Consider the following 15043-nt stretch of genomic DNA (forward strand, 5'->3'; position numbering starts at 1 on the left):
TCAGGGGGAATCCGCAGATGCCACCCATAGCCAGATCCGCGCGACGTCGACGTCCGGCGCTCGCCGCCGCAGCGGCCGTCGCAGCGCTGGTGGTGACTGCCACCGGGTGTGGCCCGGACGAGGGGTCGGCCGACGCCAAGGCCAGTGCCGAGGCGGGGGCCAGCACGCCCGACAAGGAGAAGCGGGAGGAGCTGGGGCTGCCGGACAAGCTGCCCGAGGACCTGCCCACCTCCCTCGAAGACCTCGACAAGTGGCGTAACGGCGAGTGGAAGAACTGGGACAAGGACCAGTGGCTCCGTGAGGCCAAGGACTTCATCAATCCGATCATCGAGGACCTCTGGGACCCGGACCGGATGAAGGACGCCGACGAGAACGACCGTGCCGACGAGAAGGACCGCAAGGTCGACGACTCGGACATCGACGACAGCCGGAGCGGCGGCGACAACGGCACCGGCGAGGACGAGGGCGTCACCGACCCCACTCCCGCCAAGATCCCGGCGAAGGCGGTCAAGACCCCGTACACGCGGGGCGCGGCCCCCGTCGGCAAGGTCTTCATGGACACCCCGAAGGGCTCCATGGTCTGCTCCGGCACCGTCGTGAAGGACCCCGGGAACCCGGGCAGGTCCAACCTCGTCGCCACCGCTGGGCACTGTGTGCACGCGGGCAAGGAGGGCGGCTGGTTCCGTAACGTCGTCTTCGTGCCGCACTACAACAGCAAGGGCCTGTCCAACGCCCAGCTGGAGACGGCGCAGCAGCAGGACGTGGCGCCGCACGGCGTCTGGTGGGCCAAGCACGCGCAGACCACCGACCACTGGATCGAGAACGGTTCCTCCATGGGCGGCGGGGGCGCGCCGCAGGACTTCGCCGTGATGAAGGTCCAGCCGGAGGACAGGAGCGGCGGCAAGTCACTGGAGGAGACCGTCGGCGAGGCCGTGTCGGTCAACTTCAACACGCCCCGGGTGAAGTCGATCCCCACCCTCACCCCGACCGGCTACCCGGCCGCGCCGCCCTTCGACGGCTCGAAGATGTACAACTGCGAGGGCAAGCCGGGACGCGTCACGCTCGACGCCAACCAGCCCACCATGTACCGCGTCGGCTGCACCATGACCGGCGGTTCCTCCGGCGGCGGCTGGCTGAGCCCGAGCGGCTCCCAGCTCCTGTCCGTCACCTCCATCGGCCCGGTCACGGGCGGCTGGCTGGCGGGACCGCGGCTGGGCACCGAGGCGAAGGGCGTCTACACCGCCGTCAGCAAGAAGAACTGACGCGCGGCACGCATCCGCCGGGCACGGCGGGAGGAGCCGCAGAGCATCCCGCCGCGCCCGTGTGCCACGCGTACACCTCGTACGTCACGCGTACGTTCCGTGCGTTACGCGTACGTCCCGTGCGTCACTCGCACACTTCGTGCGCCACACGTACACCCCGTGCGTCACTCGTGCACCTCGTTGTGCCACGCGTACGCACAGAGCACGATGATCGATCCATCTCGATGATCCACAACAGGGGGATTCCTTCCATGTCATCGATACGGCCGAGGCGCCGGAGGCCGGTGGTCGCCATGACCGCGCTCGCCGCCGCGCTCACCCTCACCGTCACCGCCTGCCAGTCCGGCGAGGACGACACCACCGACGCCCAGGCGAAGCCGTCGGCGGGCTCCTCCGCCGACACGGCGGCCAAGGACAAGGACCAGCTCGGGCTGCCGGACAAGCTGCCGGACGACCTGCCCACGTCCCTCAAGGACCTGGACAAGTGGCGCAACGGCGAGTGGAAGAACTGGGACAAGGACCAGTGGGTGCGTGAAGCGTCCGACTTCGTCAATCCCTACATCAAGGACCACTGGAAGCCCGGCCGCATGAAGGAGGCCGAGGACAACGAGAAGCAGGTCCCGGCCGACATCGAGAGCACCTCGGCCGAGACCGGCACCGACCCAGAGCCCAGCGCAGTGAAGGCCAAGGGCGTGCAGACCCCGTACACGCGCAACGCGGCCCCCGCTGGCAAGGTCTTCATGGACACCCCCGACGGCCCGATGGTCTGCTCCGGCACCGTCGTCAAGGACCCCCGCAACCCGGGCAAGTCCAACCTCGTCGCCACCGCAGGGCACTGTGTGCACTCGGGCGGCAGCGGCGGCTGGCTGCGCAACATCATGTTCGTGCCCGCCTACAACGACAAGGGCCTCTCCCCCGCGCAGCTCCAGAACGCGCAGCCGCAGGAGATCGCCCCGTACGGCCAGTGGTGGGGCGAGTGGGCGCAGACCACGGGCTACTGGATCGAGAAGGGCGCCCACTCGGGCGGTGGCGGCGCGCAGCAGGACTTCGCCGTCCTGCACGTGAAGCCGGAGCAGCAGACGGGCAAGTCGCTGGAGGAGACCGTCGGCAACGCCGTGGAGGTCAACTTCGACGCCCCGGTGGTCAGCCGCTTCTCCGGGCTCAGCTCGTACGGCTACCCGGCGGCGCCGCCGTACGACGGCTCGAAGATGTACAACTGCACGGACAAGCCCGGCAAGCTCACCATCGACCCGGCCCAGCCCGCGATGTACCGCATCGGCTGCACCATGACCGGCGGTTCCTCCGGCGGCGGCTGGTTCATGGAGGGCGCGGGCGGCAAGCCCGAGCTGGTCTCGGTCAACTCGATCGGGCCGCAGCCCGCCACCTGGCTCGCGGGTCCGCGCCTGGGCGCGTCCTCCAAGGCCGTCTTCGACGCGATCAGCAAGAAGTACGCGGGCAAGAACTGACCGCGCTCCGGCAGGCGTACCGGCCGGCGAGACCGGCAGGTGTGACATCTGACGGCTGACAGCGGAAGGGCCCGCCCCTCGTGCGAGGGGCGGGCCCTTTCCGTACGCGCTGAGAGCGGTGGCGCCCGCCCGGGGGCGCGGTGGTCAGGCGATGACGTGCGGTTCGTAGGCCCGCAGCTCGGCCGCCAGCTCCTCGTGCACGCGCGCCTTCAGCAGGGTGCCGTTGCCCGTGTGCTCCTCGGAGAGCACCTCGCCCTCGTTGTGCACCCGGGAGACGAGCTTCCCCTTCGTGTACGGCAGGAGGACCTCCAGCTCGACCGAGGGGCGGGGCAGCTCGTCGTCGATGAGCGCCTTCAGCTCCTCGATGCCCTGGCCCGTGCGCGCGGAGACGAGCATCGCGTGCTTCTCCGCGCGCAGCAGCCGCTGGAGCACGAGCGGATCGGCGGCGTCCGCCTTGTTCACGACGACGATCTCGGGGACGTCGGCGGCGCCGACGTCGCGGATCACCTCGCGGACCGAGGCGAGCTGCTCCTCGGGCGCCGGGTGCGAGCCGTCCACCACATGCACGATGAGATCGGCGTCGCCGACCTCCTCCATGGTGGAGCGGAACGCCTCGACCAGGTGGTGCGGGAGGTGGCGCACGAAGCCGACGGTGTCGGCCAGCGTGTACAGCCGCCCGCTGGGGGTCTCCGCCTTGCGCACGGTGGGGTCCAGGGTGGCGAACAGCGCGTTCTCCACCAGGACGCCCGCGCCCGTGAGGCGGTTGAGCAGCGAGGACTTGCCCGCGTTGGTGTATCCGGCGATGGCGACGGAGGGCACCTTGTGGCGGCGGCGCTCCTGGCGCTTGATCTCGCGGCCCGTCTTCATCTCCGCGATCTCGCGGCGCATCTTCGCCATCTTCTCGCGGATGCGGCGACGGTCCGTCTCGATCTTGGTCTCACCGGGACCACGCGTGGCCATGCCGCCGCCCGCCGAACCGGAGCCGCCGCCACCCATCTGACGGGACAGCGACTGACCCCAGCCACGGAGCCTGGGCAGCATGTACTGCATCTGTGCCAGTGCGACCTGCGCCTTGCCCTCGCGGGACTTGGCGTGCTGCGCGAAGATGTCCAGGATCAGCGCGGTGCGGTCCACCACCTTGACCTTGACCACGTCTTCGAGGTGGATGAGCTGGCCGGGGCTCAGCTCACCGTCGCACACGACGGTGTCCGCGCCGCTCTCCAGCACGATGTCCCGCAGCTCCTGCGCCTTGCCGGAGCCGATGTACGTGGCGGGGTCCGGCTTGTCGCGGCGCTGGATGACACCGTCGAGGACGAGGGCGCCCGCCGTCTCGGCGAGGGCCGCCAGCTCGGAGAGGGAGTTCTCGGCATCCTGCGAGGTGCCGGAGGTCCAGACACCGACCAGCACGACGCGCTCCAGGCGGAGCTGCCGGTACTCGACCTCGGTGACGTCCTCCAGCTCGGTGGAGAGTCCGGCCACGCGCCGCAGTGCGGCCCGCTCGGAGCGGTCGAACTGGTCGCCGTCACGCTCCCCGTCGATCTCGTGACTCCAAGCAACGTCCTCTTCCATCAGGGCATCGGCTCGGCGAGTGCTCTCGGTGGGGCGCCGGTCTTCGTGGCCAGGGCCGCCGTTCTGCGGAAGGGAGGAGGAGAAGGTCATTGGATCCTTTACGTCGGTGTCGGTGAGAAAAGTCTGCGCCAGGCCAACGCATGCCCGTCCGGATTGATTCCCCGGAACCGTCCGCCGTACCTCGCGACGTCAAGGATCGTCGCACGGCGCGGTCGGCCCGTCACCCGGATTTACCGCCTCGCGGGCCAGGGGCCCGTTCCGTGCTCAGGCCGCGCGCCACTTCGGGTGGCCCGGCATCGGCGGGGTCTTCTCTCCGTAGAGCCAGCCTTTCATGAAGCCTGTCAGGTCACGCTCCGCGACCTCGTTGACCATGGCGATGAAGTCGGCGGTGTCGGCGTTGCCGTCCCGGTGGCGGGAGGCCCACAGGCGCTCCAGGCGGGCGAAGTCCTCCGCGCCGAGCTGCTGGCGCAGGGCGTAGAGGACCACGGCCGAGCCGTCGTAGACGATGCTGCGGAAGATGCCGATCTTGCCGTCGGGGGTGTCGGTGCGCAGCGCGGCGGGAGGCCCGTACTTCTCGCGCCAGGCGTCCGACTCCCGGTACGCGGCGCGCACCCTGCGCTCGACGGGGAAGCCGCCCGCCTTCTGCGCGTAGGCCCACTCGTACCAGGTGGCGTGCCCCTCGTTGAGCCACAGGTCGCCCCAGGTGCGCGGGGAGACGCTGTTGCCGAACCACTGGTGCGCCAGTTCGTGCACCATGACCGACTCCTTGTACCAGGAGGGGTAGTCGGGGGAGGTGAACAGGTGCCGTTCGAAGAGCGAGAGTGTCTGGGTCTCCAGCTCGAAGCCGGTCTGCGCGTCGGCAACCAGCAGCCCGTAGTTCTCGAAGGGGTACGGGCCCGCCCTGCGCTCCATCCACGCGATCTGCTCCGGGGTCTTCGCGAGCCACGGCTCCAGCTTCGCCACGTCCCCACGGGGCACCACGTCCCGCACCGGCAGCCCGTGCGGCCCCTGGCGGCGCAGGACGGCGGAGCGTCCTACGGAGACCTGCGCCAGTTCGGTCGCCATGGGGTGGGCCGATTCGTACGTCCACGTGGTAGCGGCCCCTTCGCGCCTCTTGCCGGTCAGTTCGCCGCCCGCGACCGCGGTGAGCTTCCTCGGCGCGGTGACGCGGAAGGTGAAGCGCGCCTTGTCGGAGGGGTGGTCGTTGCAGGGGAAGACCCGGTGCGCCGCGTCCGCCTGGTTGGCCATGGCCAGCCCGTCCGACGTACGCACCCAGCCGCTGCCCTTGACGCCCTTGGCGGGGCTGGTGTGCCGGACCTCGATGCGCAGCGTCTGGCCCCGGTACAGCGGGTCCTCCGGGGTGAGCACCAGGTCCTCGTTCCTGCCCGTGTACGCCGCGCGGTCACCGTTGACGCGTACGGAACGCACCTGGCCGCCCGCGAAGTCGAGGTTGACGCGGGAGAGGGAGCGGGAGGTCACGCGCGCCTCGATGACCGTACGGGCTTCGAGGGGCTTGGTGTTGTCCCCTCCGTAGCGCAGGGCGATGTCGTACGCGCTCACGTCGTAGCCGGGGTTGCCCAGTTCGGGGAAGAGGCGGTCGCCGATGCCCAGGGCGCGGGGGGCCGGGAGATCGGCGGCGACGAGCGCCAGCGCGGTGGCGGCGACGGCGCCCGCCGTGCCGAAGCGGCGCCGCAGGGTCCGGACGGGGGCGGGGCGCGGCGGCCGGTCCGGGGGGACCGCTCCAGGGGGTGTGATGGCCATGCACACACGGCTATCAGCAGACCGGCCGCGCGCGGGGGCGGCGCGGCAGCGGCCCACCCGAATGGATTCCGGCCCGGTCATGGCGGGTCCCGGCCGCTCCCGCGCTTGCCCGGCGCGGTCCGCTGTGCGGGGCCTCAGCCGGTGGTCACGGGGCGGACGGCACGCGTGACGTCGTAGACCCCCGGGACGCGGCGCATGGCGCGCATGAGGGCGGGGAGGCCCGTCGCGTCGGGGAGTTGGAGCGTGTACGTGTGGCGCACGCGCTGTTCGCGCGGCGGTTCGACGTCGGCCGAGACGACCGCCGCGCCCTGGGAGGCGATGGTCTCGGTGAGGTCGGCGAGCAGCCGGGGGCGGCCGAACGCCTCGGCGCGGAGCGTGACCCGGCACCCGGCCGCGCCCTGCTCCCAGCGCACGGGGACCGCGCGCCGTCCGGCGGAGCGCATACGGGCCACGGCCTGGCAGTTGTCGCGGTGCACCGTGACGGCGCCGCCGCGCACGGTGAACCCGGTGACGGCGTCGCGCGGTACGGGTGTGCAGCAGCGCGCGAGGCGTACGACGGTGTCGGGGTGGTCGGTGACGACGGGGGCGGCCTCGGTCTCGGTGCCGGTCCCGGAGTCGGACTCGGGCTCGGGGCTCTCGGGAAGGGGTGCCGCGGCCTCGTCGGCGCCAAGGGCGGTACCGGTGCCAGTACCGGTGCCGTTCGCCGGGCCGGGCGCGGGTCCGGGGTCCGGTAGTGCGCCGGTTCCGGCGGCGGGGGCCTCCGCCGTGGGGCACAGGACGCCGCCGGGCTCCGCCGTGCAGGGCCCCGGCCCGGGCGCGCCAGGGCCGCCCCGCGCGCCGACGGGCTCCGGCACGGGCTCACCCGCGCCACCGTCCGTCCCCGCCGTCTCCGGCGTCTCCGCCGTGCGCGGCTCCGCCGCGGTGTCGGCCGGGTGGGAGGCCAGCCAGTGGCGGATGGCGATGCGCGCCGCGGGCGTACGCGCGTGCTCCAGCCACTCGGGCGAGGGGCCGGAGGGCCCGGCCGTCGCCGTCGGCTCCAGGAAGAGCTGGAGCGCGTCACCGTCGCGCAGGACCGTGCTCAGCGCCGCCAGCCGCCCGTTGACGCGGGCGCCGATGCAGCGGTGTGCCGCCTCGCCGTAGCGGGCGTAGGCGGCGTCCACGCAGGAGGCACCGGCCGGGAGGGGCAGGGCTCCGCCGCTCGGGGCCGAGGCGAGGCCGGGAGAGGCGCAGTAGACGGTGATCTCGCGGTCCTGGGACAGCTCGTCGCGCAGCTCGGCCCAGAAGGTGTCGGTGTCGGTGGCGTGGCTCTGCCACTCCAGGAGGCGGGAGAGCCAGCCGGGGCGGGTGGGGTCGGTGCGCTCCGTCGCCGTTCCCGGCACGCCGCCCGCCGCTTCAGCGCCCGCGCTCGCCGCGTCGCCGCCCGCGCCCTCCTGCTCGCCCTGCGGCGCCACGTAGGGGTTGCCGAGCGCGATCACCCCGGCCTCGGCCACGCGGTGCATGCGCCGGGTGCGGACGAGGACCTCGGCGACGCGCCCGTTGCCGTCGGCGAAGGCGGTGTGCAGCGACTGGTACAGGTTGAATTTCGGTACCGCGATGAAGTCCTTGAACTCCGAGATCACCGGCGTGAAACAGGTGTGCAGCTCGCCCAGCACCCCGTAGCAGTCGGCGTCGTCCTCCACGAGGATCAGCAGCCGCCCGAAGTCGCAGGCGCTCAGCTCGCCGCGTTTCATGTGCAGCCGGTGCACGGAGACGGTGTGGCGCGGCCGGATGAGGACCTGCGCGGCGATGCCCGCCTCGCGCAGCACCCTCCGTACGGAGGCGGCGATCTCGGTGAGCGGGTCGGTGCGCCGGGCGTGCTCCTGGATCATCTCCCGGGTGCGCGCGTGCTCTTCGGGGTGGAGGATCGCGAAGACCAGGTCCTCCAGCTCGCTCTTGAGCGCCTGCACCCCGAGCCGTTCGGCCAGCGGGATCAGCACATCGCGGGTCACCTTGGCGATGCGCGCCTGCTTCTCCGGGCGCATCACCCCCAGGGTGCGCATGTTGTGCAGCCGGTCGGCGAGCTTGATGGACATCACGCGCACGTCGTTGCCGGTGGCCACGAGCATCTTGCGGAAGGTCTCGGGCTCGGCCGCCGCGCCGTAGTCGACCTTCTCCAGCTTGGTGACGCCGTCGACCAGATAGCTCACCTCGTCCCCGAACTCCCTGCGCACCTGCTCCAGGGTGACCTCGGTGTCCTCGACCGTGTCGTGGAGCAGGGAGGCGGTCAAGGTCGTGGTCTCGGCGCCGAGTTGGGCCAGGAGCAGGGTGACAGCGAGCGGGTGGGTGATGTACGGCTCGCCGCTCTTGCGCATCTGGCCGCGGTGCGAGGACTCCGCGAGGACGTAGGCCCGGCGCAGGGCGCCGAGGTCGGCGCGCGGGTAGTGCGCGCGGTGGACCTTGGCGACGTGCTCGATGGCGTCGGGAAGGCCGTCGCGGCGCGGCGCGTGCCCCAGAAGCGCCGCACGGCTGAGCTTCCGCAGATTCCGCAGGTTCCGTACGGAGCTCATGCGCCGGCCCCGCCGCGTACCCCGGCTCGCCGGGCCCCGCGTCCGCGCGGCGTCCTCCCCGTACCGGCTCGCTCGCCGCACTCGCTCATGGGCACCTCCCGTTCATGCACACCCCCACAGGCCCGGGGCTGTGATGCTACAGACCACATCACGCACCGCTGACCGGGTCTCGCACACCGTGAAGCGGATCACTCCATCGTGCGACGTTTGAACAGCGGATGTGCCGTAACTGCGCAGGATGCCCGGAATACGCCCCTCAGGCTTCCTGGCCGTCGAGCCACTCCGGGTCGACGGTCCCCTCGGCGACGATGACGGCGGGACCCGTCATCTCGATCTCGCCGTCGGCACGTTCGGTGATCACCAGCCGTCCGCCGGGGACGTCCACGGTGTACGTCACGGGCTGCCCGTCGGCCACCGGGTCCGCACCGTCGCGGCGCGCTGCGGCGACCATCACCGCGCACGCGCCCGTACCGCACGAGCGGGTCTCGCCCGAGCCGCGCTCGTGCACGCGCAGGGCGACGTGACGGGGGCCGCGGTCGACGACGAACTCCACGTTCGTGCCGTCCGGATACGCGGCGGCGGGCTCGACGACGGGCGCCTCCAGCAGGCTGCCCGCATGGGCGAGGTCCTCGACGAAGGCGACGGCGTGCGGGTTGCCCATGGAGACGTGCCGCGCGGCCCAGGCGCGCTCCCCGACGCGCACCGTGACGCCGTCCTCCGGCAGCTCCGCGCGGCCCATCGAGACGGTGACCCCGCCGTCGCCGTCCTGGGCGTCCCCGGTGCCGCTCTTGGCGAGGTGCGCGCGGCGCACCCCGGCGCGGGTCGCGATGGCCAGATCACCGGCCTCGGCCAGCCCGAAGCGCTCCAGGCAGCGCGCGAAGACGCGCACGCCGTTGCCGCACATCTCCGCGACAGAGCCGTCGCTGTTGCGGTAGTCCATGAACCACTCGGCCTCGTCGGCCATGGCCCGCGCCTCGGGGTGCGCCGCGGCGCGCACGACCCGCAGCAGGCCGTCGCCGCCGATCCCGGCGCGGCGGTCGCACAGGCGCGCCACGTCCCGCGCGGACAGGTCGAGCTTCCCGTCCGGATCCGGAATGATCACGAAGTCGTTCTCCGTGCCGTGTCCCTTCAGGAACGGCAGGGGCTGCTGCACGCTGGTCACCTTCCCGATCGTACGGGAGTGCGGCACGGTCCGGAGCCGTCGCCCCGGCCGCGCGGGACGGGGCGGAAGGGGAGGTCAGCGCAGCCGGGCCACGCGCCAGATGGCGAGGGCCACGACGGTGCCGACGACCACCGCGTACAGCACGACCACCCGCCAGTCGGTGCGCTGCCCCGAGCCGCGCGCGGGCAGCCCCGGCCAGGTCTGGCCCACACGGCGCGCCGCCATGACGCCCCAGCCCGCGGCGCAGCCGCAGATCAGCAGCCCGAGCATCGAGACGACGGCTCCCGAGCCGCCGCCGGGCTCGAAGGCGAGGGGGAAGGCGAACATCAGCGAGCCGAGCGCGCCCAGGACGACGATCGGGGCGAGCTGCCACAGCCGCAGCTTCCGCTGGGGGCGCAGCTCGTGCGGCTCCACAGGGGGCGCGGCTTCTGAGGGCACGGCGCCGTCGGGCTCCGGATCGTCGGGCTCCGGATCGTCGGCCCCGGAGACATCAGGAACGTCGGTCCCGGGAGTCCCGGGGGCACCGGGGCCTTCCGGGAGCGGCGGATCGTTCCGGCGCTCCGGTTCCGCCGCGCCTCGGGGGCCCACCACGCCCTGGGGGTCGCGCGAGTCGTCGCGCGGGTCCCGGTTCTCGCGCGCGTCCCGGGGGGCCCGGGGGGCACCGACCGTGGTCTCTTCGTTGTCACGAGGGCCGGCCTCCATCGCCACGTGCCCTCCCAACTTCCGGTTTCACGGCTCCGAACGATGGTCGATGATGGCACGGCCACGCAGTCCGCCATGACCCCCAGCGCGTCCCGATGCCATCACGTGATCAGGCTGTGACCGCTTCTTCCAGCAAGGCGAGCGCGCGGCCGGTGAGTTGCCCCCGGTCGTCGGCCGCGCCGCTGAGCCAGTGCACGCGCGGATCCCTGCGGAACCACGAGTCCTGGCGCCGCGCGAAGCGCTTCGTCGCGCGGACGGTCTCGGTCCGCGCCTCCTCCTCCGTACACTCCCCGGCCAGCGCTGACAGCACCTGCTGGTAGCCGAGCGCCCGGGAGGCGGTGCGGCCCTCGCGCAGCCCCGCGGCCTCCAGCGCGCGCACCTCGTCCACCAGCCCGGCCTGCCACATGCGGTCGACGCGGGCCGCGATGCGCGCGTCCAGCTCGGGCCTGGCGACGTCGACGCCGATCTGGACGGTGTCGTAGACCGACTCGTGTCCCGGCAGGTTGGCGGTGAAGGGGCGCCCGGTGATCTCGATGACCTCCAGGGCGCGCACGATGCGGCGGCCGTTGCCGGGCAGGATGGCCCGCGCCGCCTCGGGATCGGCGGCGGCCAGGCGGCGGTGCAGCTCGCCGGGGCCGTGCTCGGCCAGCTCCGCCTCCAGCCGGGAACGTACCGCCGGGTCGGTTCCGGGGAACTCCATGGCGTCGATCGCGCCCCTCACGTACAGCCCCGAGCCGCCGACGAGGACGGGGGTGCGGCCCTCGGCGCGCAGGCGGTCGATCCGGGCGCGGGCGAGGCGCTGGTACTCCGCGACACTCGCCGCCTCCGTGACCTCCCAGACGTCCAGGAGGTGGTGCGGTACGCCCGCGCGCTCCTCGGGGGTGAGCTTGGCGGTGCCGATGTCCATGCCGCGGTAGAGCTGCATGGAGTCCGCGTTGACGACCTCACCGCCCAGGTGACGGGCGAGCGCGACGCCCAGGTCGGACTTGCCAGCGGCGGTCGGGCCGACGACGGCGACGACGGGCGGGGCGCTGCGCGCCGAGGCGGGTGCGGGCGCGGAATCGGGTGCGGCGTTCACTCCGCAAGTCTCCCAAACCCCGTCCGGCCTTCTCGAACGGGCGACGTGACACCGCGTGCGCGGCGTCGTTGCCCGGCGCGGGGTTCCGGGGCCGGTGACCGGGCCCGGTGCCGCAGGAAGGCCCACGGAGGCCGACGGAGGGGCGCCGGAAGGCCGAAGCACGGCGACGCGAGCCCCCGTAAGGCGCGAGATTTCGCCCGCACGAGTAAGGTCTGGAGCAGATATGGGCGTATTCGCGAAGATTCCGCGCCCTCCATCCGGCGCATGCGGCCGGGGCGGCCGGACCCGTACGGGGGACCGGCTCCCGGGAACGGACGGGACGCCCTGGACGTCGGAGAAGACGTCGGCTCCCGTGGCCGACGCCGTGACAGACGAAGCCGGGGGCGAGAGCGCCCGCGAGCAGACCGTTCCCCACGGGAAGCAAGGACTGGAGAAAGGTGACCGCCATGGGGTTCATGGACAAGGTCAAGGGCCTGCTGGGCCAGCACGGGGACAAGGTCTCCAAGGGCCTGGACAAGGCCGCGCAGGTGGCCGATTCGAAGACCAAGGGCAAGTACAGCAGCCAGATCAGGACCGGCGCCGAGAAGGCGAAGGACGCCGCGACGCGCCTCGGGCCCGACCAGGGCAAGGGCGGCGGAAGCGCCGGCGGCCGGGGCCCCGGCGGCCACTGATCCCTGCGGCTCCGGCCTCCGGTCCGCCGAAGGACCGCGGGGCGTGTGGGGTGCGCGGCCCGCGCGGCCGTGCACCCCACACGTGTGTCCGGCACAGATCCGGCGCAGGCGTACGCGCCGCGTGTGCGGGCCGCACACCCACGACCCGGACCGCGCCGGACCGCGGGCTACGGGCTGCCGCTCACGACCAGCTCGCGACCATGTAGCCGACCCCGTACGGCGCCTCGTCGTACAGCAGCCGCCCGTCGAGCCGCGCGCCCTCCGCGGCGCCCGCCAGCACCTGCCAGCAGGCGCGGCCCGTGGCCTTGAGCTCGTACGCCAGCTCCTCGTCCAGCGCCAGCAGTGCCCCCGTGTCGGCGGAGCCCAGCGCGCGGGCCGCCTCGGCGTCGAAGGCCGCGGCGCGCTCGTCGAAGTAGCCGGGGGCCTTCAGGGTGCGGCAGTTGGTGCCGTCGCCCATGACGAGCATCGCGACGCGGTCCGCGCTCTGGGCCAGCTCCTTGCCGGAGGCGGCGCAGCGGTCGCGGGTGAGCGGCTCGCCCACGCCGAGGCCCTCGACGGGCGCCGCCGTCCAGTCCGTACGGGCCAGGAGCCAGGCGGCGACGGCAAGGGAGGGGGGCAGCTCGCGCTGCGCGGGCTCGCCCTTGCCGAGGCTCACCTCCAGGTCGACTCCGTAGCCGCGGAAGGAACCACGGGCGCCCTGGGGGTGGGGGCCGCGGGCCGGCTGTTCGGCGGGGCCGAGGACCACCAGCCGGTCGGGCCGGGAGGCGGCCAGGACGCCGAGCGCGTCGTAACAGGCGGCGCGCGCGTCATCCATCTCGTGCGCGGCCCCGGCCGCGACCTCGGGCACGAGCAGGGGCGGACTGGGACATACGGCAGCGGCGACAAGCATGCTGCGCAGCTTAGAGGTCTACGCCAGCTCTTCCCACACCCACGCGGCGCCCGTCCGTGTTACGCGAGACGCGGGCAGGGTTATGTTCCCGCGCCCGTGTTGCCGCCGTTGTCACTGTCATACAGCAGCTCGGCCACGGAGAAGCGGCAGGTGAAGGTGTCGACGGAGCCGTGCACCGTCAGCAGGAAGCCGTCGTCGGCCGTGCGGTGGAGCTGCTTGCGCTTCGGCCGCCGCGGGTGCTCGGGCGCGAAGCCCGCGGCGTGCTCCTTGAGCCGCGCGAGCGCCTCCTCGCGCGTGCCCTCGACGGAACCGAGCTGCCGCATCGTCCACTCGCGGGTGCGGTAGCCGGTGGTCGACTCGACGAAGAGCCCCCAGTTCGCCATGTGTGCCGCGTCCTCTCCCGGTGTCCTCTCCGGTGTCCTCGCTCAGCAGGTGCCGCAGGCGCCCTGCTCGGCGGCGGGCAGCGGCGCAGGCGCTCCCACGGTGGGCAGGCCCAGCATGACGCCCTGGCCAGGCCCCGCGGGCTCCTGCGGCGCCGCCTGGCGCCACTCCCAGGCGTCGCCCGCGCGCGTGCGGCGCACGGCGGTGGCGGGGCCCTCGGCGAGGAGGTGGTGGGGTGCCGCGTAGGTGACCTCGACGGTGACCGTGTCACCGGGGCGGACGGGCTCGTCCGGCCTGGTGAAGTGGACGAGCCGGTTGTCGGGCGCTCGGCCAGAGAGACGGTGCGTGGCGTCGTCCTTGCGGCCCTCGCCCTCGGCGACCAGGACCTCCAGGGTGCGGCCCACCTGCTTCTTGTTCTCCTCCCAGGAGATCTCCTCTTGGAGGGCCACGAGCCGCTCGTAGCGCTCCTGGACGACCTCCTTGGGGATCTGGCCGTCCATCTCGGCGGCCGGGGTCCCTGGGCGCTTGCTGTACTGGAAGGTGAACGCCTGCGCGAAGCGCGCCTCGCGCACCACGTGCAGCGTCTCCTGGAAGTCCTCCTCGGTCTCGCCGGGGAAGCCCACGATGATGTCGGTGGAGACGGCCGCGTCCGGCATGGCCGCGCGGACGTTCTCGATGATGCCGAGGAAGCGCTCCTGGCGGTACGAGCGGCGCATCGCCTTGAGCACGCGCGAGGAGCCCGACTGGAGCGGCATGTGCAACTGGGGCATCACGTTCGGGGTCTCGGCCATGGCGGCGATGACGTCGTCCGTGAAGTCGCGGGGGTGCGGCGAGGTGAAGCGGACGCGCTCCAGGCCCTCGATCCGGCCGCAGGCGCGCAGCAGCTTGCTGAACGCCTCGCGGTCGCCGATGTCCGAGCCGTACGCGTTGACGTTCTGGCCGAGCAGCGTGATCTCGGAGACGCCCTCGGCGACCAGCGCCTCGACCTCGGCGAGGATGTCACCGGGGCGGCGGTCCTTCTCCTTGCCGCGCAGTTGCGGGACGATGCAGAAGGTGCAGGTGTTGTTGCAGCCCACGGAGACGGAGACCCAGGCCGCGTAGGCGCTCTCGCGCCGCGTCGGCAGCGTCGAGGGGAACGCCTCCAGGGACTCGGCGATCTCGACCTGCGCCTCTTCCTGGACGCGGGCGCGCTCCAGGAGCACCGGCAGCTTGCCGACGTTGTGGGTGCCGAAGACCACGTCGACCCAGGGGGCCTTGCGGACGATGGTGTCGCGGTCCTTCTGCGCCAGGCAGCCGCCCACGGCGATCTGCATCCCGGGCCGCGCGGCCTTCTTCGGCGCGAGCTGGCCGAGGTTGCCGTACAGCCTGTTGTCGGCGTTCTCCCGCACCGCGCAGGTGTTGAACACGACGACGTCCGCGCCGTCCGCGTCCTTCGGCGCGCGCACATAGCCCGCGTCCTCCAGCAGACCCGCCATCCGCTCGCTGTCGTGGACGTTCATCTGGCAGCCGAACGTCCGCAGCTCATAAGTCTTCGCAGTCATCTCAGTCGACCAGGG

The 15043-nt window shown here is 72.7% G+C and carries 12 protein-coding genes; 3 read left to right on the forward strand and 9 right to left on the reverse strand.

The window, feature by feature from the left end:
• The first annotated feature begins 17 nt into the window (after positions 1–17).
• Together ACYVOO_RS11400 and ACYVOO_RS11405 are read left to right on the forward strand one after the other, a co-directional pair.
• A complete protein-coding gene (locus ACYVOO_RS11400; protein WP_461015531.1) occupies positions 18–1262 on the forward strand; it encodes a trypsin-like serine peptidase in 1245 nt (414 codons plus the stop codon).
• A gap of 251 nt (positions 1263–1513) precedes the next feature.
• Positions 1514–2728 carry a trypsin-like serine peptidase gene (locus ACYVOO_RS11405; protein ID WP_461015532.1) on the forward strand — a complete coding sequence of 405 codons (1215 nt, stop codon included), beginning with the start codon at positions 1514–1516 and terminating at the stop codon, positions 2726–2728.
• Positions 2729–2872: 144 nt separating this feature from the next.
• On the opposite strand, the gene hflX is transcribed toward ACYVOO_RS11405, so the two are convergent.
• From hflX to miaA, 6 genes are all read right to left on the reverse strand, one after another.
• The gene (gene hflX / locus ACYVOO_RS11410; RefSeq protein WP_461015533.1) at positions 2873–4387 is read right to left on the reverse strand and encodes a GTPase HflX; all 1515 of its coding nucleotides are present in this window, start codon (positions 4385–4387) and stop codon (positions 2873–2875) included.
• 174 nt (positions 4388–4561) lie between these two features.
• Positions 4562–6058 carry a M1 family metallopeptidase gene (locus tag ACYVOO_RS11415; RefSeq protein ID WP_461015534.1) on the reverse strand — a complete coding sequence of 499 codons (1497 nt, stop codon included), beginning with the start codon at positions 6056–6058 and terminating at the stop codon, positions 4562–4564.
• Positions 6059–6192: 134 nt separating this feature from the next.
• A complete protein-coding gene (locus tag ACYVOO_RS11420; protein ID WP_461015535.1) occupies positions 6193–8604 on the reverse strand; it encodes a RelA/SpoT family protein in 2412 nt (803 codons plus the stop codon).
• 256 nt (positions 8605–8860) lie between these two features.
• Positions 8861–9766: a diaminopimelate epimerase gene (dapF, locus tag ACYVOO_RS11425; RefSeq protein ID WP_461015536.1), complete on the reverse strand. Its 906-nt coding sequence runs from the start codon at positions 9764–9766 to the stop codon at positions 8861–8863.
• Positions 9767–9841: 75 nt separating this feature from the next.
• A complete protein-coding gene (locus ACYVOO_RS11430; protein WP_461015567.1) occupies positions 9842–10468 on the reverse strand; it encodes a hypothetical protein in 627 nt (208 codons plus the stop codon).
• 109 nt (positions 10469–10577) lie between these two features.
• A complete protein-coding gene (miaA, locus tag ACYVOO_RS11435; RefSeq protein WP_461015537.1) occupies positions 10578–11546 on the reverse strand; it encodes a tRNA (adenosine(37)-N6)-dimethylallyltransferase MiaA in 969 nt (322 codons plus the stop codon).
• A gap of 446 nt (positions 11547–11992) precedes the next feature.
• On the opposite strand from miaA, the gene ACYVOO_RS11440 reads away from it, so the two are divergent.
• Positions 11993–12217 (forward strand): antitoxin, encoded by a 225-nt coding sequence (locus ACYVOO_RS11440; protein ID WP_461015568.1) that lies wholly within the window; start codon positions 11993–11995, stop codon positions 12215–12217.
• Positions 12218–12398: 181 nt separating this feature from the next.
• On the opposite strand, the gene ACYVOO_RS11445 is transcribed toward ACYVOO_RS11440, so the two are convergent.
• The 3 genes from ACYVOO_RS11445 to miaB form a co-directional block, all read right to left on the reverse strand.
• A complete protein-coding gene (locus tag ACYVOO_RS11445; protein WP_461015538.1) occupies positions 12399–13106 on the reverse strand; it encodes a class III extradiol dioxygenase subunit B-like domain-containing protein in 708 nt (235 codons plus the stop codon).
• Between the two features lie 80 nt (positions 13107–13186).
• Positions 13187–13489 (reverse strand): hypothetical protein, encoded by a 303-nt coding sequence (locus ACYVOO_RS11450; RefSeq protein WP_461015539.1) that lies wholly within the window; start codon positions 13487–13489, stop codon positions 13187–13189.
• Between the two features lie 42 nt (positions 13490–13531).
• Entirely contained in the window at positions 13532–15028 is a 1497-nt protein-coding gene (miaB, locus tag ACYVOO_RS11455) for a tRNA (N6-isopentenyl adenosine(37)-C2)-methylthiotransferase MiaB (RefSeq protein ID WP_461015540.1), read from the reverse strand.
• Positions 15029–15043 lie beyond the last annotated feature (15 nt).

It is taken from the genome of Streptomyces daliensis, from assembly GCF_054782395.1.